At 59.4% G+C, this 20,517-nt stretch carries 13 protein-coding genes; 8 read left to right on the forward strand and 5 right to left on the reverse strand.

The genetic code is table 11. The annotated features are described in order from the left end of the window. Nucleotides 1-32 precede the first annotated feature (32 nt). Nucleotides 33-1,994 (reverse strand): alkyl/aryl-sulfatase, encoded by a 1,962-nt coding sequence (locus tag FO014_RS01530; protein ID WP_201282907.1) that lies wholly within the window; start codon nucleotides 1,992-1,994, stop codon nucleotides 33-35. A gap of 367 nt (nucleotides 1,995-2,361) precedes the next feature. Here FO014_RS01530 and FO014_RS01535 point away from each other — a divergent pair, with 367 nt between their 5' ends. The 3 genes from FO014_RS01535 to chaA all read left to right on the forward strand — a co-directional run bounded on the left by FO014_RS01535 (nucleotide 2,362) and on the right by chaA (nucleotide 5,507). After that, nucleotides 2,362-3,102, forward strand: coding sequence for a hypothetical protein (locus FO014_RS01535; RefSeq protein WP_246168055.1), 741 nt, complete (start codon nucleotides 2,362-2,364; stop codon nucleotides 3,100-3,102). Nucleotides 3,103-3,273: 171 nt separating this feature from the next. After that, nucleotides 3,274-4,092, forward strand: coding sequence for a siderophore-interacting protein (locus FO014_RS01540; RefSeq protein ID WP_160027298.1), 819 nt, complete (start codon nucleotides 3,274-3,276; stop codon nucleotides 4,090-4,092). 314 nt (nucleotides 4,093-4,406) lie between these two features. Further along, on the forward strand, nucleotides 4,407-5,507 hold the full coding sequence (gene chaA / locus FO014_RS01545; RefSeq protein ID WP_160027300.1) for a sodium-potassium/proton antiporter ChaA: 1,101 nt from the start codon (nucleotides 4,407-4,409) through the stop codon (nucleotides 5,505-5,507). A gap of 166 nt (nucleotides 5,508-5,673) precedes the next feature. Here the strand turns inward: chaA and phoH are convergent, their stop codons facing one another. The 4 genes from phoH to FO014_RS01565 form a co-directional block, all read right to left on the reverse strand. Then, nucleotides 5,674-6,462 carry a phosphate starvation-inducible protein PhoH gene (gene phoH / locus FO014_RS01550; protein ID WP_105230606.1) on the reverse strand — a complete coding sequence of 263 codons (789 nt, stop codon included), beginning with the start codon at nucleotides 6,460-6,462 and terminating at the stop codon, nucleotides 5,674-5,676. A 562-nt stretch (nucleotides 6,463-7,024) separates the two neighbouring features. Continuing rightward, nucleotides 7,025-9,175 carry a TonB-dependent receptor PqqU gene (gene pqqU, locus FO014_RS01555; protein ID WP_160027302.1) on the reverse strand — a complete coding sequence of 717 codons (2,151 nt, stop codon included), beginning with the start codon at nucleotides 9,173-9,175 and terminating at the stop codon, nucleotides 7,025-7,027. 122 nt (nucleotides 9,176-9,297) lie between these two features. Then, nucleotides 9,298-11,574, reverse strand: coding sequence for an AAA family ATPase (locus tag FO014_RS01560; RefSeq protein ID WP_160027304.1), 2,277 nt, complete (start codon nucleotides 11,572-11,574; stop codon nucleotides 9,298-9,300). A 910-nt stretch (nucleotides 11,575-12,484) separates the two neighbouring features. Continuing rightward, nucleotides 12,485-13,240 carry a prepilin peptidase gene (locus FO014_RS01565; RefSeq protein WP_160027306.1) on the reverse strand — a complete coding sequence of 252 codons (756 nt, stop codon included), beginning with the start codon at nucleotides 13,238-13,240 and terminating at the stop codon, nucleotides 12,485-12,487. Nucleotides 13,241-13,502: 262 nt separating this feature from the next. Between FO014_RS01565 and FO014_RS01570 the strand changes: the two genes are divergently transcribed. From FO014_RS01570 to FO014_RS01590, 5 genes are all read left to right on the forward strand, one after another. Beyond that, nucleotides 13,503-15,716 (forward strand): DUF2157 domain-containing protein, encoded by a 2,214-nt coding sequence (locus tag FO014_RS01570; protein ID WP_160027307.1) that lies wholly within the window; start codon nucleotides 13,503-13,505, stop codon nucleotides 15,714-15,716. Further along, nucleotides 15,706-16,239, forward strand: coding sequence for a GDYXXLXY domain-containing protein (locus FO014_RS01575; protein ID WP_160027309.1), 534 nt, complete (start codon nucleotides 15,706-15,708; stop codon nucleotides 16,237-16,239). The genes FO014_RS01570 and FO014_RS01575 overlap by 11 nt, the downstream gene beginning before the upstream one ends. A 226-nt stretch (nucleotides 16,240-16,465) precedes the next feature. Then, the gene (locus FO014_RS01580; protein ID WP_160027311.1) at nucleotides 16,466-16,939 is read left to right on the forward strand and encodes a (2Fe-2S)-binding protein; all 474 of its coding nucleotides are present in this window, start codon (nucleotides 16,466-16,468) and stop codon (nucleotides 16,937-16,939) included. Continuing rightward, a complete protein-coding gene (locus FO014_RS01585; RefSeq protein ID WP_160027313.1) occupies nucleotides 16,939-19,191 on the forward strand; it encodes a xanthine dehydrogenase family protein molybdopterin-binding subunit in 2,253 nt (750 codons plus the stop codon). The genes FO014_RS01580 and FO014_RS01585 overlap by 1 nt, the downstream gene beginning before the upstream one ends. Nucleotides 19,192-19,214: 23 nt before the next feature. Next, nucleotides 19,215-20,504, forward strand: coding sequence for a c-type cytochrome (locus FO014_RS01590; protein ID WP_160027315.1), 1,290 nt, complete (start codon nucleotides 19,215-19,217; stop codon nucleotides 20,502-20,504). The last annotated feature ends 13 nt before the right edge of the window (nucleotides 20,505-20,517 follow it).

Consider the following 20,517-nt stretch of genomic DNA (forward strand, 5'->3'; position numbering starts at 1 on the left):
GGCAGCAGACGCTGCCCGTACGTTTAGGATAGTTACTGAATCTGATTGGCCTTTTGCAGCGGCAGCACAAGGTTCATATCGTTCTTGATGTTAGTATCAAACGTCGAGGTAATCTGCTGCAGTATGCCGCGGTCGCCGTCAATTTTCGCTTTTCCCTTGCTGATAAGATCGTCCATCTTCTCCTTCCCCGCCACCACGGCAACCAGATCGGTTTTCGCAATCTGCACGGTGACATCGGCTTTTTGCGCCGGCATGTCATTCGTCAACCTGACGTAGTTCAGCACGCCGTTATGCAGATCCAGAATGAATTTATCATTATCCATATTCAGAGCTATGATATGGTTACCCAGCTTCTCCGCCTTGATCTGATCGGAAATCATACTGATATAGGCGATCAGCATTTCCGGCGGCAGTGCGGCGATAACTTCCGGGGAAGCCGTGCTCAGTTTGTTCGGCACGCTGCCGCCAACGCGCAGTTCATGCGCAGCAGACAGATACAGATTGCGGTACAACGCCGTCTCTTCCTGATAGCCCAACTGCTCCAGCGCATCCGCCATCAGATAGTTAGCCTCTTTGTTGGCCGCGTTATAGGCCACAATGTTATTAAGCAGGTCGGCGGTGAAGCGGTAATCGCCCTCTTTATAACTGCCCAACGCCAGCTCAACCACTTTCTCTTCACCGCCCAACGCCTTCACATAACGCTCGCCGCGGGCGGCATCCGGATATTTTGCCAGTTCGGCGGCGTTACCGCTAAACCACCCCAGATTTTTAATATAAGTCGATTTCAAATTATTGCGGGTATTACCATAGTACGGACGGTTATCCCATTTGTTGAATACCTTTTCCGGCAGCCGCGCGTTTTCCGCAATATCATCCGGACGGTAACCGTAGTTGGCATAATGGATCGTCGTATTATAGATGGATTGGTAGGCATCCCGCTGATCTTTCAGATACTCCACCACATTCTGGTTGCCCCAGACGGGCCAGGTATGCGGGCCGAACTGTACTTCCACGTCATTACCCCAGCGGGCAATCGCAGAGTTGATATACGAGGCCCACTGGCTGGCGTCACGCGTCTGCGCGCCGCGCAGGGTATAGATATTGTGTTGCAGGTGGTTAACTTCTTCCGCCATGGACAGCGCCTTCCACTGCGGAATATACATCACCATCTCCGCCGGCGCTTCCGCCCCCGGCGTCAGATAAAACACAAACTCTACGCCGTCGATCGTGACCTTCTCACCGTCTTTGGCGATCGTCTTGTTAGGCAACGGCAGCGTGGAGGCCCCGTTGGCCAGCACCGGTCCCAGCGCGGCCGTAATACCGCCGGTCGGGCCGGGTTTTAACACATTACCGTACTGATAGCCCGCACGGCGGGCCATAATGTTCCCCGCCATCACGTTTTCACTGACGGCCTCTTCGACAAAACCCTCAGGCGCCAGGAACGGAATTTTACCGCTGGCAATATCCTCCGGCGTCGCCAGGCCTGCCGCGTAAATACCGCCGAAGCCGCCAAAATGGTCGGCATGGCTGTGGGAGATAATGACGCCCTGCAGCGGTTTTTTGCCACGTTCTTTTTCATACAGTTCAATAGAACGTTTGAAACTGTCGGTAGAATACTCAACGTCATACAGGACGATGCCGGTATTAGTTTCAATAATGGTCAGGTTGGCAATATCCTGACCGCGCACCTGATAGATATGGTCGGAAACTTTATATAGCCCCCCGCGGTTAACCAACTGCGCGTGACGCCACAGGCTGGGATTCACTGACGGCGGCGCGTCCTTTTTTTGCATGAAATTCATGCCTGTAACATCAATAACGCCGTCAATATCACCGTTATTAATCAACGGAGCGATAAACCCTTTGTCGGTATTTTCGAAGTCGGTTTTATTCGCAAAATCAAGCCGTTTGTACACCGCCTCGTTATTCGCTTTTGTTGCATCCGTGGCCGGTTTGCTCTCTGCAGTAAACTGATAATCTGCAGCCGTTGCCATGCCGGAAACCACAAGGCCAGCACAGAGTATTGCTAAAGACGTTTTCTTGCACATAGACAGATTCTCCAAGACATATTTTTTATGTATATCGTTACGATTCATTCAGTCTCTGCATAAAAATCACTCTTTCTCTCATCGCATCTACAAGCGTAGCCTTCGTTGATGATTTTTTAAAAAAATGACTAACGGTAAATAGCGCCGCAAAGATGTCACCTTTAATGTCATGTTCTACGCTTTCCGATACGCGCTGTGAAATGACTGACTCCCTCAGTGCTGGATATCCGAACATTATTGGCAAGCAATAAGGCTCAATATCATGAAAAATTGTGCATTACTCATCGCTCTGCCGTTGCTCATGGCGGCCAATATGTCAAACGCCGCCGAAAAACAGGCAGCCGATGCCGCGCAGGCCAATAACCCGTTGGCCAATATGACCGCATTCAATATGCAGAACTACTACATTGGCGACGTCAGCGGGACGGATAACGATGCGAACCAGTTTTGGCTGCGCTATGCGCAACCTTTTTCCGTGGGTGAGAGCCACTGGTTGCTGCGTGCTTCACTGCCGGTGAACACCTACCCCGCTCCGCCAACCGGAGGCCATACAACCGGGCCCGGCGATCTTAACCTCTTCGCATCCTGGCTGATGGATACCGGCAATCCGGCGGTCAGTTTCGGCTTCGGTCCGCAAATCACCGCGCCAACGGCGTCGGACGACGCGTTAGGCAGTGAAAAGTGGTCGGCAGGCCTGGTTAACGTACTGTTCAATGCCAGTTCGCCGACGTTCCAGTACGGTTATCTCGCGTCATGGCAACACAGCTTTGCCGGTGACGGGCAGCGCAACGATGTACATCTGGGCACGTTTCAGCCCTTCATGTTCTATCAGCTCGGCGGCGGAACTTACCTCCGTTCCGCGCCCATCTGGGCGTATAACTTTCAAAATGACAGCTATAGCGTACCGCTGGGGCTGGGTATAGGGCAGGTTATCAAGCAGGGGAAAACGGTTTATAACTTCTTTATTGAGCCGCAGGGTTCAGTCGCCGATCATGGTCCCGGCCAGCCTCGCTGGCAGATTTTTGTCGGCCTGAACCTGCAGTTTATGGATTGATTAACGTATTCCGGGTCAGGGGCAGATGCACTGTCACGCTGGCGATTCTCCCGTCAATGCGGTACGCCGTCGCGGCGAATACTTTTTCTGGCACTCCGACAGCAATTAGCAACGATTCTCATTATCAATGGTCGTGGTATACTGCCGCCACAACGACAACAGGAGAACGCCGTGACTACCGAAGCACCCCGCACCCGCGCCCCCTATTTAATCAGCGTTGCCCGCGTTCATGACGTAACGCCGCACCTGCGTCGCATCACCTTTTATGCCGACGATTTACAGTATTACCCGGCCAACGCCGCCGCGGCGCACATTAAAGTCTTTCTGCCGCGCGCCGGGCAAAGCCAGCCCGATCTGCCGCGCCTGACCGAAAATGGCCCGGTCTGGGCGGCGGACGCCGTACGCCCGCTGGTGCGCACCTACTCCGTACGCGCCATTCGCCCGGAACAGGGTGAAATCGATATTGAATTCGCCATGCACGACCATAACGGCCCGGCGGTCAGCTTCGCCCGTAACGCCAAAGCCGGCGACATCATCGGCATCAGCAATCCCGGCGGGCCGAAACCGATGCTGCCGGAGGCTGACTTTTACTGTCTGGCGGGCGATCCCTCATCGCTGCCGGCCATCGCCGCCCTGCTGGAAAATCTGCCGGCGCGCAGTGAAGGACACGCCTTTATCCGCGTCGACAGCAGCGCCGATGTCCTAGACCTGCGCAAACCGGCCGGTTTTGAGCTGAGCTGGATTATCGGCGGCACCGATAAAACCGCAGCGCTGATTACCCAGTTCTGCGCGCAGCCGCTGCCCGCCGGCCGCACGCATTTCTGGCTGGCCGGCGAGGATCAACTGGTGGTCACCCTGCGTCGCCACCTGCGCCGTGAACGTCAATGTGAGCGTAATCAGCTTTATGCGGTTCCTTACTGGCGTGAGGGGCTAAATGAAGAGGGTTATCATGAGACGCGCCATGAAATCATGGATAATATTGATTCCTGATGCGTTCAACCTGCGTGTATTGACGAGGAAATTCTTCATTAACTGATTTTTTTAGCGGGTTAATGATAAAAAATCGCTTAGCTGCGTAAAAGTAAGTAAAAAAAACCGCATCCCCTGCGGTTTTTTTGTTACTCTATGTCACATAAAGCAAGTTTTTTCTTGCTCATAACGCCACAACATCACTATTCCCACGGTGCAATCCAGTCAGCATATCCTATGATTAAGTATCTTCCGTGATACGCGAAATCGTCGGTTATACAGATGATTAGCACACAGCCGGGAACCTGCAGTTCGAGAAAGGAGACGTACTATCCATGAAGTCGCAACACGATCCTGGCCGATCTAAATCCCGCCATACCGAGTATTCCCTGATTTTTCCGATCGCTGCGCTGGTTGTCTTGAACCTGTGGAGCGAAACCAGCAACTTCCCGCTGATCGTCGGCATTAATATTCTCGCTCTGTTCGGTATTCTGAGCAGCGCCTTCAGCGTCGTGCGCCATGCCGACGTGCTGGCCCACCGCCTGGGCGAACCCTACGGCTCGCTGATCCTCAGCCTGTCGGTGGTGATCCTGGAGGTCAGCCTGATCTCCGCGCTGATGGCGACCGGCGATGCCGCGCCGGCCCTGATGCGCGACACCCTATATTCCATCATCATGATCGTCACCGCCGGTCTGGTGGGCTTTGCCCTGCTGCTGGGCGGACGTAAATTCGCCACCCAGTACGTCAACCTCGGCGGCATCAAACAGTATCTGATGGCGATTTTCCCGCTGGCGGTGATCGTGCTGGTGCTGCCCAGCGCCCTGCCGGGCGGCAATTTCAGCACCGGCCAGTCGCTGCTGGTCGCCATGATCTCCGCCGCCATGTACGGCGTGTTCCTGCTGATCCAGACGAAAACGCACCAAAATCTGTTTGTCTACGAGCATGAAGACGACGATGGCGACCCGCACCACGGAAAACCGTCCTCCCACAGCAGCCTGTGGCACGCCGCCTGGCTGGTGGTGCATCTGGTGGCGGTGATCGCGGTGACCAAATTCAATGCCGGCCCGCTGGAAGGCCTGCTGACCAAAGTGAACGCGCCGGCTCAGTTCACCGGCTTCCTGGTGGCGCTGCTGATCCTGTCGCCGGAAGGCCTGGGCGCCCTGCGCGCAGTGCTGAACAACCAGGTGCAGCGCGCCATGAATCTGTTCTTCGGTTCGGTGCTGGCGACTATTTCCCTGACGGTGCCGGCGGTAACCATTATCGCCACGTTGACCGGCCAGACGCTGATCTTCGGCCTGCAGGCGCCGCATATGGTGGTAATGCTGACGGTGCTGATCCTGTGCCAGATTTCCTTCTCCACCGGCCGCACCAACGTGCTGAACGGCACCGCCCACCTGGCGCTGTTCGCCGCCTATATGCTGACCATCTTCGCCTGATCCCGACGGTAACGGCATGAAAAAAGGGCTGAACGCCGCGTTCAGCCCTTTTGTTTTTCCGCCGGCTACAGCGCGCAGAAAATCCCCACGGCGATACCGCCGGACGGTTGTTCGCCGGCAATAAAAAAGGCCGCATAGCGGCCTTTTTACTCGGGTTAGCGGGAGATTAGCTGTAGGCGTGCAGCGTACGCTGACACAGTGCAGAACGAACGCAATCCTGTTTATCAAAGCGAATAATGCCGACCATTTCATCTTCCTCGAAACGCTGCAGCGCATCATTCAGGCCCGACTCTACCCCGCGCGGCAGGTCGCACTGGGTAATATCGCCGTTGACGATCACCGTCACGTTTTCTCCCAGACGGGTAAGGAACATTTTCATCTGGCTGGTGGTAACATTCTGCGCTTCATCCAGAATCACCACCGCGTTTTCAAATGTCCGCCCGCGCATATAGGCGAAAGGTGCAATTTCAACCTTGCCGATTTCCGGCCGCAGACAATATTGCAGGAAAGACGATCCCAGCCGACGCTGCAGAATGTCGTACACCGGGCGGAAATAAGGGGCAAACTTCTCGGAAATATCCCCCGGCAAAAAGCCAAGATCCTCATCCGCCTGCAACACCGGACGGGTGACAATAATGCGATCCACTTCTTTATGAATCAGCGCTTCCGCCGCTTTCGCCGCACTGATAAAGGTTTTACCGCACCCGGCTTCGCCGGTGGCAAAGATCAACTGTTTATTTTCTATGGCTAACAAGTAATGACCCTGAGCCTCGGTTCGCGCCTCGATGGGTGAGCTATCGCGCTTATCCCGCGCCATGCCGATAGACTCAACGCCACCCATTTGCACCAGCGAAGTCACGCTTTCTTCTTCCAACTGGCGATGACTGCGAGCGTCACGACGAATTACGCGTTTCGCTTCACGACGTGCTTTGATCACTGCTTTCTGTCTTCCCATAGTGGCACCTTACAGTTTGTTTCACCTACCGCAGCGTTATTCACGCGCGATGAATGTTTCACACACGTATTAGGTTTTGGCCTCCTTCAAGCCAATATATATCTCGGCCCTGCGGGCGACGGCCCGAAAAGAGCGGGGACAAGCCAATGGATAAAGTAAATCTGCGGCCGCGTTATTACGCCGAGATCCACCGGACGAAGAGACGAAGTAAACGGAATAAGTGAGTATGGCGTTGCGCGTGACAGTGTAGAAAGTGGCGAGAAAAAGAGAGTCGGAGAGAGAACCCTCGTTACAACGAGAAATCAGGGAGGTGATGTTATTTTTTCTTTGTAGCCCCAACCAGGACTTTACCATTAGCGATCCCCGCAGTGTTATTTACAGCCTCGGGCTGTGCACCGTGTGAAAACTACCGCCAGATGATTACAGTATAATGACAATGCGCCAGTCTGCGTTGCTTAAATGTAAAAAAATTTATTTTTTTGCTTCCCTTTGCGCCGCGCGCTTATTTTTTGCACAGCAACGTTAATATAGCATGCCGGCCGCGCCGGCATGCTATCGGCTATTATTCGAACGAATAGGAAACGCTTACGCCGCCGCCCCAATTGCGTCCCGGTGCCGGCTCATAAAAGCGCCCGTTGCCCTCATTAACAATCACCGAGCCCACGTAGTCACGGTCAAACAGATTATCGACCCGGCCAAAAACGTTGACCAGCCAGTTGCCCAGCGGATAACGGTAACCGCTGTTCAGACCGACGGTGGTATAGGACGGCGCCTGGGCGCTGTTGGCGTCATTCACCTGGATATCGCTCATATAACGCACTTCAGCGCCGGCATACCAGCCCTGTTCCGGCGCCCACGCCAGCGAGGCGTAACCCATATTGCGGGCGATGCCCGGAATACGGTTGCCGCGGCCGATAAACTTATCCGCCGAGCAGGTGGCATCACCGCAAATATCGTCGCGATAGCGCGCGTCCAGCAGCGTCCACGCCATGTTTAACCGCCACGCCTCGCCAAATTGCTGGTCCAGCGCCAGCTCCAGACCACGGCGGCGTGTCTGGCCGGCGTTTTTGTAGCTGCTGCGCCCGTTGCTGCTGTTGGCCGTGACGATCTCATTGCGGGTATCGGTCTGGAACAGCGCCGCGGTCAGCAGCCCGTTGCCGATGCGGGTTTTGCTGCCAACTTCCAGCGTATCGCTGACGGCCGGCTGCAGATCGAAGTTCATGCCGGCCGTACCATCCGGCCGGTAAGAGAGCTCATTGATGGTCGGCGTTTCAAAACCGCGTCCGGCGGCAGCATAAATATTCCAGCCGTCCGCCAGCGCATAGCGCAGTGCGCCGGCGGGCAGCCACTGGTGATAGCGGGCGTTGCCGCTGTCGTCGCCGTTGCCGGGGGTAATAAAGTGGTCATTGGAGTCAAAGTTAACGGTGCTGAAACGCACGCCGGCGTCCAACGTCAGGCGCGGTGTCAGTTGCCAGGAGCTTTGCAGGTACGGGTCGAGGTTCCACATCAGGTTACGCTCGTCACGGCGCAGATTACCCTTAACCCCCAGCTGCTGCACGCCGTTCACCTCGGCAAAGTTTTCATAGCCCTTGCGCTTTTCCGTCATGGTTTCATAGTTCAGGCCACCGGTCAGGGTATAGGGCACGGCGGCGATGGCGCCGCGATGCGTCCAGCGCGTATCAATACCCTGATAGTGGCGCGCCAGCACAATCACTCCACCGGGCTGCTGAGCACTGCGCTGCTGGACAAATACCGGTATCGACTGGTACTGGGTGGTTTCCCGTTCGCCGGCATACATCATCACGCTCAGATCATCATTGTCGCCGAACTGTCGCTGATAGTGCAGGCCGCCCTGGGTCTGCGACACGGTTTTTCGCGTATTGAACTGCTCGGCGCGCGGCGCCTGGCGCGGATTATCCTGCCACTCTTCCCGCGTCAGGCCGCCGGGATCGTCGGCGTTGATATCGACGCTGTTAAACAGCAGCGTTAGGGTGCTGGCATCATCCAGGCGCACGCCCAGTTTGGCGTTGCCCAGATTTTTGCGCGCGCCGCTGTGGTCACGGAAACCTTCGGTGGTAAAGCGCGTCGCAGACACTGCGTAGTTGACGTCGCCGGCCTGACTGCCGTCGCCGGTGGCGCCGCTGGCCTTGACGCCGTAACGCCAGGATCCATAGCTGCCGGCGTACATGCCCGCTTCAACACGGTTCGGCTGGCGACCGGTCTGCGTGGCAACGTTGACCACCCCACCTGAGGCGTTGCCATACAGCGCGGAAAACGGCCCGCGCAGCACTTCCACTTTATCGGCCGACGCCAAGTCGATATTCGAGGTTTGCCCCTGCCCGTCCGGCATGGTGGCGGGAATGCCGTCAACATAAATCCGTACGCCGCGCACGCCATAGGTTGAGCGCGCACCGAAACCGCGCACCGACAGTTGCAGATCCTGCGCGTAGTTCTGGCGATTTTGCACCTGCAGCCCGGGCACGACGCCAAGGCTCTCCGACAGGTTGATTTGCGGTTTGGCGTCGCGCAACTGCTCGCCGTTAACCACGCTGACCGCCGCCGGCGTACTCAGTTCAGACAGGCCGCTGCGCTTGGCCGTGACCACCACGGTTGCCTCATCATCGGCCCCTGACGCCGCGCTGGCGATCAGCGGCCATAAAACAGGCAGCAGCGCCACCGCAGCGGCGCAGGTATTCCCGGAAATAGATTTCATATGTTAATGCCGTGAAAATAGAGAAGAATGCTGTAACAATCAGATGCAAACGGCAATATATACGAATATTGCCGCAGGCAGTGTACAAATCGTTATGACGCCTCCGTTTTCTCCCCGGCGCCTCAGCACTGATAGCCCGTACCAACGTCAAAATTCAGCACAACGCCCTGCCGTGCGTCATAAGCCAGCTGCAGCTGCTGCGGCTTGCGATGCTCCTCCAGGCGCTGCAGCAACTGACGGGAAACCGTCGGCAAAATCTGCTGATTCAGTACGCTGTCGATATGGCGCACGCCGCCCTCCGCCTGCAGGCCGGCCGACACCAGCGCATCACTCAGGCTGTCGTCGACAACGCAGCGCAGATCGTAACGCTGCCGCAGCCGCTGCATAATCTGCTGTAGCCTGCTGGCGACAATCCGCCGCAACGCCTCGACGTCCAGCGGACGGTAGATAAGCACTTGCGCCTGAGCCAGCAGCGCCGGCTGAAAGCGCGCGCGCAGGATCGGCTGCAGCGCGGCGCTCAGCTCGGCGTCCGTCGCATCGGGCTGCGTTACCAACTGCTGGTGCAGTTGCTCGCGCCCCAGCTCACTGCTCATCAGGAACACCGTATGGTGGAAATCAATCAGCCGCCCTTGGCCGTCACGCAGAGAACCGCGCTCAAACAACTGGCAGAGCAACTTCAACACCTCGCCATGAGCCTTTTCCACCTCTTCCAGCAGCACTACGCTGTAAGGACGCAGCCGCACCGCTTCGGTTAACGTCCCCTCCTCCTCTGCCTGCTCGCCATGTCCCCCAATCAGATGCTTCACCGCGCACGCTTCCTGATACTCCGCCATATTGAGGGTCAGCAGTGAGGCGTCGTCCGCGAACAGATTCTCGGCCAGCGCCCGCGCGCTCGCCATTTTGCCCACGCCGGCCGGTCCCAGCAGTAAAAATACCCCCAGCGGCCCATTCTCCAGCCGCAGCTGCGTTGAGGCGGTATACAGCCCCTGCGCCAGCGCGCCCATTGCCGACTCCTGTCCGATCACCTGCTCGGTCAGGCGCTGTTCAAGCTGCAGCAAACAGCTGCGCTCATCCTCTAACAGGCTGCTTAGCGCGATGCCGCACCAGTCGGCGATGACCGTCGCCACCATGCGGGCGTCTACATCCAGCGACAGCAGAGGAACGGACGCCTGCAGCGCCGCCAACTGCTGCTGCAACACCGTGCATTCATCGCTGCGCTCCGCCTGGCGGGCCGTCAGCAGTTGCCGCGCCAGCAGCCGCTCCTGCCGCAGCTGCTGCTCCAGATTCGCCAGTTGCTGCTGCAGCCACTGGCAACGGTCGCAGATATCCGCCAGCCGCGCCGGGTCGACCTCATCACTCTGCGCTTCGTCCTGCTCAATTGCCTGTTGCTCCATCGCCAGCGCCGCCAGTTCCGCGCGGATCTGCGTCAGTGGCGCAGGTTCGACCTCCAGACTCATCCGCACCCGGGCACTGGCGATATCCAACAGATCCACTGCCTTATCGGGCAGCTGACGGCCGCACAGATAGCGACGCGACAGCACCACCGCCGCCTTCAGCGCCGAGTCCTGGATGTAGACGCCGTGGTGTTGGGCATAACGTTCTTTCAGCGCCCGCAGCATCAGGCAGGCGGTCTCATTATCCGGTTCATCGACGCTGACCTTCTGCAGGCAGTGTCCCAGCGCCGTGTCCCACTCGACATGCTGCTGATACTCTTGCCGGTTGGCGGTAATAATCAGGCGCAGCTCTCCCTGCATCAGCGCCGGCTTCAATATCTTGAGCACCTCTTCACTGCCGGCCGACTCGCCGACGCCCACCGGCGTATGCACCTCGTCGATCAGCAGCAGTATCGGTTGCGGCGAACGGCGTATGGCGTCAACCAACTGCAGCAGCCGCAGCGTGAAAGCAGAAAGGTCGCCAGGCCCCGTCTGCAGCAGCGCCACATCCAATCTGCGGATACGCATATTTTTCAGACCGTCCGGCACATTGCCTGCCGCAATACGCTGCGCCAGTCCCTCCACCAGCGCACTTTTGCCGACGCCCGGTTCGCCAACTAGAATCGGGTTGTTTTTACGCCGGCGGGAAAGCACATCGACGATCTGCCGCAGTTCGGCATCACGCCCCAATACCGGATCGAGCTGTCTGGCCTGCGCTTTCGCAGTAATATCCAGGGTGAATTGATCCAACAGCGCTGAACACTCACATTCCGTCATATCCGTAATCCTGGCAAAAGGTGACTCCTGGGACGAAAAACCGCAGCGCTGATTACCGCCCGACTGACTATCCGGCCACGGCGGCGCACACTTCAGCGGCATATCATCCAGACTCAACAGCGTCCCGGCAGCCGTCCGCATGCTCTCGGGACTTAAGCGTCGTAGCCAATAGGCTAAATGCGTTGTCATAATGCTCTTCCTTGTTTGCTGACGCCGGGCAGACTTCTCCCTACCGGCGCGTTTTGTTAGCGTATAGCGTAAATCCCATTCCATGGGGCACTCTCTGCAGGGTTAAGCGGCGCTTCCCGCGGCTTAACCCAAGACATCGCCGGCCGATCGGTTGCCTGACCCGATTAGCCCTGCATCTGCGGTCTGAAGTTTTGCGTGGGTAAGAGGCGTGAAGAATAACGGCGGTCCGACGCCTGACCGACATCGTACTCCCGGCCGCACGCGGCGCCCTGGCGAACAGGCCGCCGCCCTGAAATAAAGCGGATGCGTCAAGCCAATGGCTTCTGGCAATAAACCGTACAACATGGGCGTATTTCCCCAATCCTGTATCTGATAAACTCGTCAGCCTGCGTGCAGACAGACTTAATTACGCCAACGTGGCGTTCGCCCCAAAAAAATTATTTACCTTCACTCGCTGACGGCTCCGATAAAAACTTTCATAAACATTATGAATATCGGAAATTCTTTCAGTTCGTCGTGAAGGAAATAATTAGGACAAATACCTATAGACACAAGTTTAAAAAGCTATGACATATGAAAGGAATTAAAAATATGTAAGGAAATATGTCAGATGGGCCACGTTAACCGTTAACTCCAGCATTCTAATTATTAAGATCCCCCCCAGGAAATGCCAGGCAGAGCGCGTGGTTACAGGCGTGAAGAGATCGCACCAAGATGGTGAGAATCATTAACGAATGCAGGAATGAAACGCAAAATAAGAAAAGTCCTGTTTTTCCCGCCAACAATCTCCGTGCATTTTTATTGTTAACATGAAACTAAAAAAAACATTATGTATTTGCCCGTGGAATATATAAATTTTATGGATCTGTTTTTTTTATAATTATGACTGATACGCATCGCCGATGATGCGTTAATAACTTATCGGCACAATAAAAAACAGAAGATTTACCAGGCCGCTCATCCCCAGCCAGGGGCCAAACGCCAGCGGCTGCTGCGCGCCATGCTTATTCCAGGCGCATCGCAACAGCCTATATGCCAGGCCGCCGCCTGCCGCCAGCAGCAGCAGGGTCGGCAGGCTTTGCCAGCCGCACCAGGCGCCCAATGCCGCCGTCAGTTTAAAGTCGCCGTAGCCAAGTGCCTCTTTACCACTGCCCAGCTTGAACAGCCAAAACAGCAGCCACAGCGCCATATAGCCGGCAGCGGCGCCGATAACCGCCTGATCCAACGGTACAAACCAGCCGTTCAGATTGCACAACAGGCCCAGCCACAGCAAAGGCAACGTCAACACATCCGGCAACAGCATGGTATTGAAATCAATAATCGACAGCGTTAATACCAGCGTGCAAAACAACAGCAGCGCCAACAGCCGCCATCCCGGCGGCAGCCACAGTCCCACCAGCATAAACAGCAGCGCATGCGCCAGCGCCGCCGGCAAGCAGCCGCTTTCAGGCGCGCGTTTACCCAAACACCGCCATAACGCCGCGGCCTCATCCGCCGCAGGTAACTTCAACTGCCGCAGCGCGGCTTGCCGCCAGCGATGTTCCAGTAGCGACGGCAGCTGCAGCGCCACCCGGCTCATCACGCCGCCGACGGCCCACCCCGACAGCATCAGCAGTCCCAGCCAGCATTCCGGGTAAGCAGCGGCCAGGCGTGCAAAAGTATTCATCCATCATCTCCCGCCAATCGTCTCTTCCTGCCATGCTGCCGTATTTTCTCCGCCATAGGTACGGAGAGAACTCAGTTCAGATACGCCTTTTACAGCAAATATCCGAGCGCCGCGTTGCCCCATCGCTTTCGCCAGCCGCACGATCGTGATTAATAGGGTAAACTGGTAGTTCAGCACGGCATCTGCAGCACATTTTAAATCGACAGCGGCGGGGGTTTTATGCCCTCGCCGGGTCAATCATCACCACGGCAAGGAAGTCTGTATGGATTCATCGTATCACCCTACCCGCATGCCTTCCGGCGCGGCAGAACATGTGTGCCGCACGCTCGGCGCACTGCAACGCTCATCGCCGGAGAGCGACAGGCTGTCCGCTAGCGCCTATCAACGCATCCTGCTGTACTGCGGCGTGCGCCCCGATCTCCCCGGCTGGCGTCATTTTCTGCAGGGTGCGCTTACGCTGCTTGGCCTGCTGGCGCTGGTCTGCGGGATCATTTTCTTTATCGCCTGGAACTGGGCGTCCATGCCCAAGATGGCGAAATTCGCCCTGGTGGAAGGCTGGATTCTGGCACTGGCGATCGTCGTCTGCTGGCGACAGGCGCTGGCGCGTATGGCGCTGCTGGCTGTCGGGCTGAGTTTCGGCGGGTTGCTGGCGCTGTACGGACAAACGTATCAGACCGGCGCCGACAGCTGGGAACTGTTCCGCGCCTGGGCGCTGGTGCTGCTGCCGCTGGCGCTGCTGGGGCGTCAGAACGGCCTGTGGATCTGCGCCTGGGCGGTCGCCAATCTCGCCTTTCAGTTCTACTACGCCAACCAGGCGTTACTGCTGATTGGCGACAACGCCTGGCAACGCTTCCCCTGGTCAGCTGACGGCTTGCTGTACGCCTACCTCGCCGCTCAGTTGCTGTGCCTGATACTGCGCGAGGCCCTGGCCGGCGCCGCGCGCCGCCGGCAGCCGGCGTCGTGGCTGGCCAAGCGCTGGCCGTCGCGCCTGATGGCCGGCTACCTGCTGCTGACCCTCACCTTCTGGGTGGCCGGCACGGTGCTGGACTGGAGCAACGCGGACAACCGTCTGATAATCGTACCCTGGGCGCTGTTGCTCCTGATAGGTTACGTCTTTTACCGCCAGCGCCGGCCGGACCTGTGCATGCTGACCCTCGGCATGGCCAGCCTGATGGTGGTGGGCGGCGTAGTGATTCTGCAGCTGCTGTACTTCTCTTGGGAGACCGAAGCTCTGCTGCTTATCGCCTGGGGGGTCGGCCACCCGATGTTGATCTGCGGCCTGATGGCGCTGTGGCTGACGCTGTGCGGAGCATGCCTACTGCGCTGGCGGCGTGAGATGTACCCGCAACAGGCACCGGATATCGCGCCGGATGAGGTCGGCGCGCTGCTGCAGGCGCTGCAACAGCGCCGGTTGCTGAACGCCCGGCAGGCAGCGGCCGTGGCAGATTTCGACCATTCCGAACGGCTGCCCTGGTATCTGCGCCTCGCGCTGACGCTGGGCGGCTGGCTGGCGGCGATGATTATCCTGATGCTGCTCGTTCTGGTGCTGTATGCGGTTGGCCTGCTTGAATCGCTCAACGGCGCTTCACTGGCGTTCTACTCGGCATTGCTGGCCGTGCCGGCCGCTCTGTGGCTGCGCAAACCGACGATCGGTCAGCAGCAGATTGGCATGGCCTGGGCCATCGCCGCCACCTACGGCTTTTATCTGGCGATTATGTTGATCGGCGACGACTATGCGCAACCCAGCATCATGCTGAAAATGCTGTGTTTCCTGCCGGTACTGGCGACCATGGCGTGGGCGATGCCAAACGCGCTGTATCGCCTGATGGCGGTCTGCCTCGGGGTCTTTCTGCTGGTACAGTCGCTGGGCTATTTTAGCAGCCGCTATCTGCCGTCGGCGCTGGCTATCGGCCTGACGGCGCTGCTGGTCGCTCTGCTGCTGGCCGGCTGGCTGCAGCAGGTTATCCGCAACGCATCGCGGCCGGCGACGGGCGACGGCGCATGGCGCTACGGCATTCCCGCCGGGCTGATGGCGCTGTGTCTGGCCGCCATCCACCACAACCTGCTGAGCGATATTTTCGGCCCGTCCTCCGGCAGCACCATGCTGGCGACCATGCTCGGCATCGGCATCGCCGTGGGGTTGATCGGCAGCGCGCTGGCCTATACGCAGCGCACCGCCGCCGACGCGGTGCCGGTCTACCTGCCTGCGGCGCTGTTCTGCGGCGTTATCGCCCTGTTCTCTCCCGGCCTGGGCCTGGGGCTGCTGCTATTGCTGACCGCGCGTTATCTGGGCAGCCGGTTGCTGCTGGCGACGGCGGGCGGCTATCTGCTGCTGTACCTGAGCGACTGGTACTACTTCCTCGGCATCTCGCTGTTGCACAAAGCGCTGCTGCTGATGGTCAGCGGCGTCGTGCTGTTGCTGCTGGCAGTGTGGGTCAAACAATGGCAGGCGCAGGGAGGTAACCATGCAGACTAAATCCGTCATCAAATGGCTGACCGCCGCCGTGGTGCTGGCGGCGCTGCTGCTGGTCAATCTGTCGATTTACCAAAAAGAACGGCTGCTCAAACAGGGCCGCGTGGTCATCCTGCAACTGGCGCCGGTCGACCCGCGTTCGCTGATGCAGGGCGACTATATGGCGTTGGACTATGCGCTGGCCGCGCCGCTGCGGGCGCAGGTACGCCAGCTGCAGCAAGCCTGCTGGGTCGGCGGCTGCCAGGCGCCGGCGACCAGCGGCCAGTTGGTGGTCGAACTGGATGCACAGCAGCAGGCGGTCAACGCGCATTTTTATCGCGGGGAACCGCTGAAGCCACAGCAAATCCTGATGCAATACCATCTGTCCCCCACCGGGCTGCAGATCGGCACGCCGAGCTACTTTTTCCAGGAAGGGCACGGCGATAGATTCGCTCAGGCGCGTTACGGCGAGTTCCGTGTCGATCGGGACGGCACCGCGCTGCTGACCTATCTGCGTGACGCCGACGGCCGGCGCATTCTGCCATAATCTCTCTCCCACGGCTGACGCCACGTCGGCCGCGGGCTTAACATATAAACGCGCCCCATAAAATACTCCTTAATATCCATCCGCTCCCTGTCAATCCCCCACAAATTGTTAATCTAGTTAACGATTAGTTAACGTATTATCTCAAACGCATATAACTCGATAAATCAGCTCGTTTTAGCACTGGCTGGCATTGATGCCGGCATTTTATTGACCAGGAAAATACCCAATGAACATCCAAATCAATGGACGGATGGTACCGCTCGACGATAGCCTCCGCGACACTCCCCTGCTTTACATCCTGCGTAACGATCTGGCGTTGAACGGCCCGAAATACGGCTGCGGCCTGGGTGAATGCGGCGCCTGCACCGTACTGATCGACGGCGTCACCGCCCGCTCTTGTTCCGTTAACGCCGCCAGCGTGGTCGGCAAATCGGTCACCACGCTGGAAGGCATCGGCAACGCCGAACATCTGCATCCGGTACAGCAGGGCTTTATTGATGAACAGGCGGCCCAGTGCGGCTACTGCACCAACGGCATGATCATGACGCTGGTGGCGCTGTTTGAACGCGAACCGCAGGCCGACGAACAGACCATCAAGCAAGAACTGGCCTTCAACCTTTGCCGCTGCGGCACGCATATTGAAATTCTGCGGGCGGCGGAACGCGCCAAACAGATTCTGGCAGAGCGGGGTAACGCGTGATGAACAGCATGGAAATCACCCGCCGCCGTTTACTGCAGGCCGGCGGGCTGGTGATGGTCAGCAGCCTGTTGCCGGTGTCATTCGACGCCCTGTCGGCTACGCCGGCCCCACGCCCGGCCTCACCGCCGCCCGACCGCGTCGACAGTTTTATTGCGCTGTCCGCCGACGGTAAAGTCACCGCCTTTAACGGCCACGTCGATCTCGGCACCGGGGTGAAAACCGCCCTCAGCCAAATCGTCGCCGATGAGCTGGACGTCGATCTGGCCGCCGTCACCATGATTCTCGGCGATACCCGCCGCACGCCGAATCAGGGGCCGACCATCGCCAGCGCCACCATCCAGGTCACCTCGATACCGCTGCGTCAGGCGGCGGCGCAGGTACGCCAACATCTGCTGCAGCTGGCGGCGCGGGCGTTCAACCTGCCGGAAAACCAACTAGCCGCCGAGCGCGGCTATGTGTTCGAGCGCGCCAACCGCGCGCGCCGTCTGAGCTACGGCGAACTGGCGCGCGGCCAGGATCTGCACCTGCCGCTGGATACCACGGCGCAGCTGAAGGAGCACGCCCAAAGCCGCTATGTCGGCCGGCCCGTAGCGCGCGTGGATATTCCCGCCAAAGTTACCGGCGGACTGAGCTACGTTCACGACGTGCGCGTGCCGGGCATGCTGCACGGCCGGGTGATTCGCCCGCCCTATGCCGGCGCCGACAGCAGCGCGCCGCTCGGCAAGGCGCTGGTGTCCGTCGATGCGGCATCTATCGCCCACCTGCCGGGCATCGTCAAACTGGTGGTGATTAACGATTTTATCGGCGTGATCGCCGAGCGCGAAGAGCAGGCCATCGCGGCGATGAACCAGCTGCGGGTCACCTGGCGCGACTGGCAGGGGCTGCCCGATCTGGCCGCCGGCCTGCACGATACGCTGACGGCGCATCCGAAACAGGACCGTATGCTGCAGGACGACGCCGGGATCGAGCAGATTATCAGCGCGCTGCCCACGCCGGTGAACGCCGATTATCTGTGGCCCTTCCATCTGCACGCTTCCATCGGCCCTTCCTGCGCGGTCGCCGACGTGCGCGACGGCCAGGCGGAGATCTGGTCAGGCAGCCAGAATCCGCACGACCTGCGCAAGGACATCGCCAAACTGCTGGATCTGACCGACGAACAGGTGCATATCCAGCGTCTGGACGCCTCCGGCTGCTATGGCCGCAACGGCGCTGACGACGTAAGCGCCGACGCCGCGCTGCTGTCGCAGGCGGTGGGCAAGCCGGTGCGGGTGCAGCTGATGCGCGAACAGGAAAACGGCTGGGAACCGAAAGGCACCGCGCAGCTGATCCGGGTGCGCGGCGGGCTGGATGCCGCACATCAGGTGGCCGCCTATGATTTTAAAACCTGCTATCCCTCCAACAACGCCGTGACGCTGGCGCTGGTGCTCAGCGGCAAGGTCGCCAATCAGGCCGACGTCCAGCAAATGGGCGACCGCACCGCCATCCCGCAGTATCGCTACCCGCATATGCGCGTTGTGGCGCAGGATGCCGCACCGATCGTGCGCGCCTCCTGGATGCGCGGCGTGTCGGCATTGCCGAACGTGTTCGCCCATGAGTCCTGGATCGATGAGCTGGCCTATCTGGCGGGCGACGATCCCATCGCCTACCGCCTGCGCTACCTTGACGATCCGCGCGCGCTGGCGCTGATCGACGCGCTGAAAAAACAGGCCGACTGGCAGCCCGGCCGAGCGCACCGTCATCCGGCGCCCGCCTCGCAGGAGTGGGTCAGCGGCCGCGGCTTTGCCTACGCCCGCTATTTCCACAGCAAATTCCCCGGCTTCGGCGCCGCCTGGGCCGCCTGGGTATGCGACGTCATGGTCAGCCGCCGCACCGGACAGGTAAAAGTGAAGAAGGTGTTTGTCGCCCATGACTGCGGCCGCATCGTCAATCCGGCCGGCGTGCGTCATCAGGTGCACGGCAACGTGATCCAGTCCACCAGCCGCGTGCTCAAGGAGTTCGCCACCTTTGACGGCGCCGGCACCACCTCGCTGGAATGGGGCGGCTATCCGATTCTGCGCTTTGACGAACTGCCGGAGGTGGATGTGCAGCTGCTGGATAACCCCGATCGGCCGCCGATGGGGGCCGGCGAGTCCGCCTCGGTGCCCAGCGCCGCCGCCATTGCCAATGCGCTGTTTGACGCGCTGGGCGTCCGCCTGCGGGAAGTGCCGTTCACTCCCGAACGCATTCTGCAGGCCCTGACCACCGCTCACTGACGCCCGACGGCAAGGAAACCACCATGAAGAGTAAAAGCAAAAAAGTTCTCGGCTGGGGCGCTGCGGTTGTCGCCATCGCCGCAGTTGGCGCCGGCATCGCCAGCTGGCAGCCGTCCATCGCCCCGCTGAAGGAGACGGATCACCAGACGTTCAGCGCCGAACAGATCGCCCGCGGCGAAAAGCTCGCGGCGCTCGGCGACTGCGCCGTCTGCCATACCCGCCCCGGCGGTGAACGCAATACCGGCGGCCTGGCGATGACGATCCCGTTCGGCACCATCTACTCCACCAATATCACGCCGGATCGCGAAACCGGCATCGGCAGCTGGAGCTATCCGGCCTTTGAGCGCGCCATGCGCCACGGCGTCGATCGCGACGGCCACTATCTGTACCCGGCGTTCCCGTACACCTCCTTCACCCGCACCAGCGATGAGGATCTGCAGGCGCTGTACGCCTGGCTGATGTCGCAGCCGCCGGTGCGCTACCAGCCGCCGGAAACCAGGCTGAACTTCCCGTTCAATATCCGTCAGGGGATCGCCGCCTGGAACTGGCTGGTTCTGCAGCCCGGCGCCATGCAGCCCGATCCGGCGCACGACCGGGCCTGGAACCGCGGCGCCTACCTGACCGAAGGGCTGGGCCACTGCAGCGCCTGCCACTCGCCGCGCAATATGCTGTTTGCCGAACAGGGCGGCAAGGCGCATCTGTCCGGCGGCGTCGCCGAAGGCTGGAACGCGCCGGCGCTGACCGCGCACTCCAACGCGCCGATTAGCTGGAATTACGCCGATCTGCTGGGCTTTATGCGCAGCGGCTATTCCGCCAATCACGGCGTGGCCGCCGGCCCGATGGGCCCGGTGGTGAATGAGGGACTGTCGCAGCTGCCGGAAGAGGATCTGCAGGCGATGGCCGTCTATCTGGCCTCGTTCAATCAACCGCAGCCGGACGACGATGCGGCCGCGGTGAAACAGCAGTTGCTGCACCGTGAGACGCAGGCAAAAACGCTGGCCTCGGAGGGCGCACGCCTGTATTCCGGCGCCTGTATGGCCTGCCATGCGCAGTCGGAAGGAGCGCCGCTGGCCGGGGTGCGTCCGGCGTTGTCGCTCAATACCAACCTGAACGACGCCAGCCCCGACAACGCCATCCGCGTGGTGCTGAACGGCATTGCCGCGCCGGCGCTCGGCACCATGCCGGCGTTCGCCGGCCACCTCAGCGACCGGCAAATCGCCGTGCTGCTGAACTACCTGCGCACCGAGCAGGCGGGCAAAGCCGCCTGGCCGGATCTGCAACAGCGGGTGACCGCGCTGCGCAACGCGCGGTAATCCGCCGTTCCCG

The sequence above is a fragment of the Serratia rhizosphaerae genome, assembly GCF_009817885.1.
Taxonomy (GTDB): domain Bacteria; phylum Pseudomonadota; class Gammaproteobacteria; order Enterobacterales; family Enterobacteriaceae; genus Serratia_B; species Serratia_B rhizosphaerae.

Coding starts and splice junctions, on each gene's coding strand:
- FO014_RS01530 (WP_201282907.1), bottom strand. CDS start 1,994: ATGGCAACGGCTGCAGATTATCAGTTTACTGCAGAGAGCAAACCGGCC.
- chaA (WP_160027300.1), top strand. CDS start 4,407: ATGAAGTCGCAACACGATCCTGGCCGATCTAAATCCCGCCATACCGAG.
- FO014_RS01570 (WP_160027307.1), top strand. CDS start 13,503: ATGGATTCATCGTATCACCCTACCCGCATGCCTTCCGGCGCGGCAGAA.
- phoH (WP_105230606.1), bottom strand. CDS start 6,462: ATGGGAAGACAGAAAGCAGTGATCAAAGCACGTCGTGAAGCGAAACGC.
- pqqU (WP_160027302.1), bottom strand. CDS start 9,175: ATGAAATCTATTTCCGGGAATACCTGCGCCGCTGCGGTGGCGCTGCTG.
- FO014_RS01535 (WP_246168055.1), top strand. CDS start 2,362: ATGTCAAACGCCGCCGAAAAACAGGCAGCCGATGCCGCGCAGGCCAAT.
- FO014_RS01590 (WP_160027315.1), top strand. CDS start 19,215: ATGAAGAGTAAAAGCAAAAAAGTTCTCGGCTGGGGCGCTGCGGTTGTC.
- FO014_RS01565 (WP_160027306.1), bottom strand. CDS start 13,240: ATGAATACTTTTGCACGCCTGGCCGCTGCTTACCCGGAATGCTGGCTG.
- FO014_RS01575 (WP_160027309.1), top strand. CDS start 15,706: ATGCAGACTAAATCCGTCATCAAATGGCTGACCGCCGCCGTGGTGCTG.
- FO014_RS01580 (WP_160027311.1), top strand. CDS start 16,466: ATGAACATCCAAATCAATGGACGGATGGTACCGCTCGACGATAGCCTC.
- FO014_RS01560 (WP_160027304.1), bottom strand. CDS start 11,574: ATGACAACGCATTTAGCCTATTGGCTACGACGCTTAAGTCCCGAGAGC.
- FO014_RS01585 (WP_160027313.1), top strand. CDS start 16,939: ATGAACAGCATGGAAATCACCCGCCGCCGTTTACTGCAGGCCGGCGGG.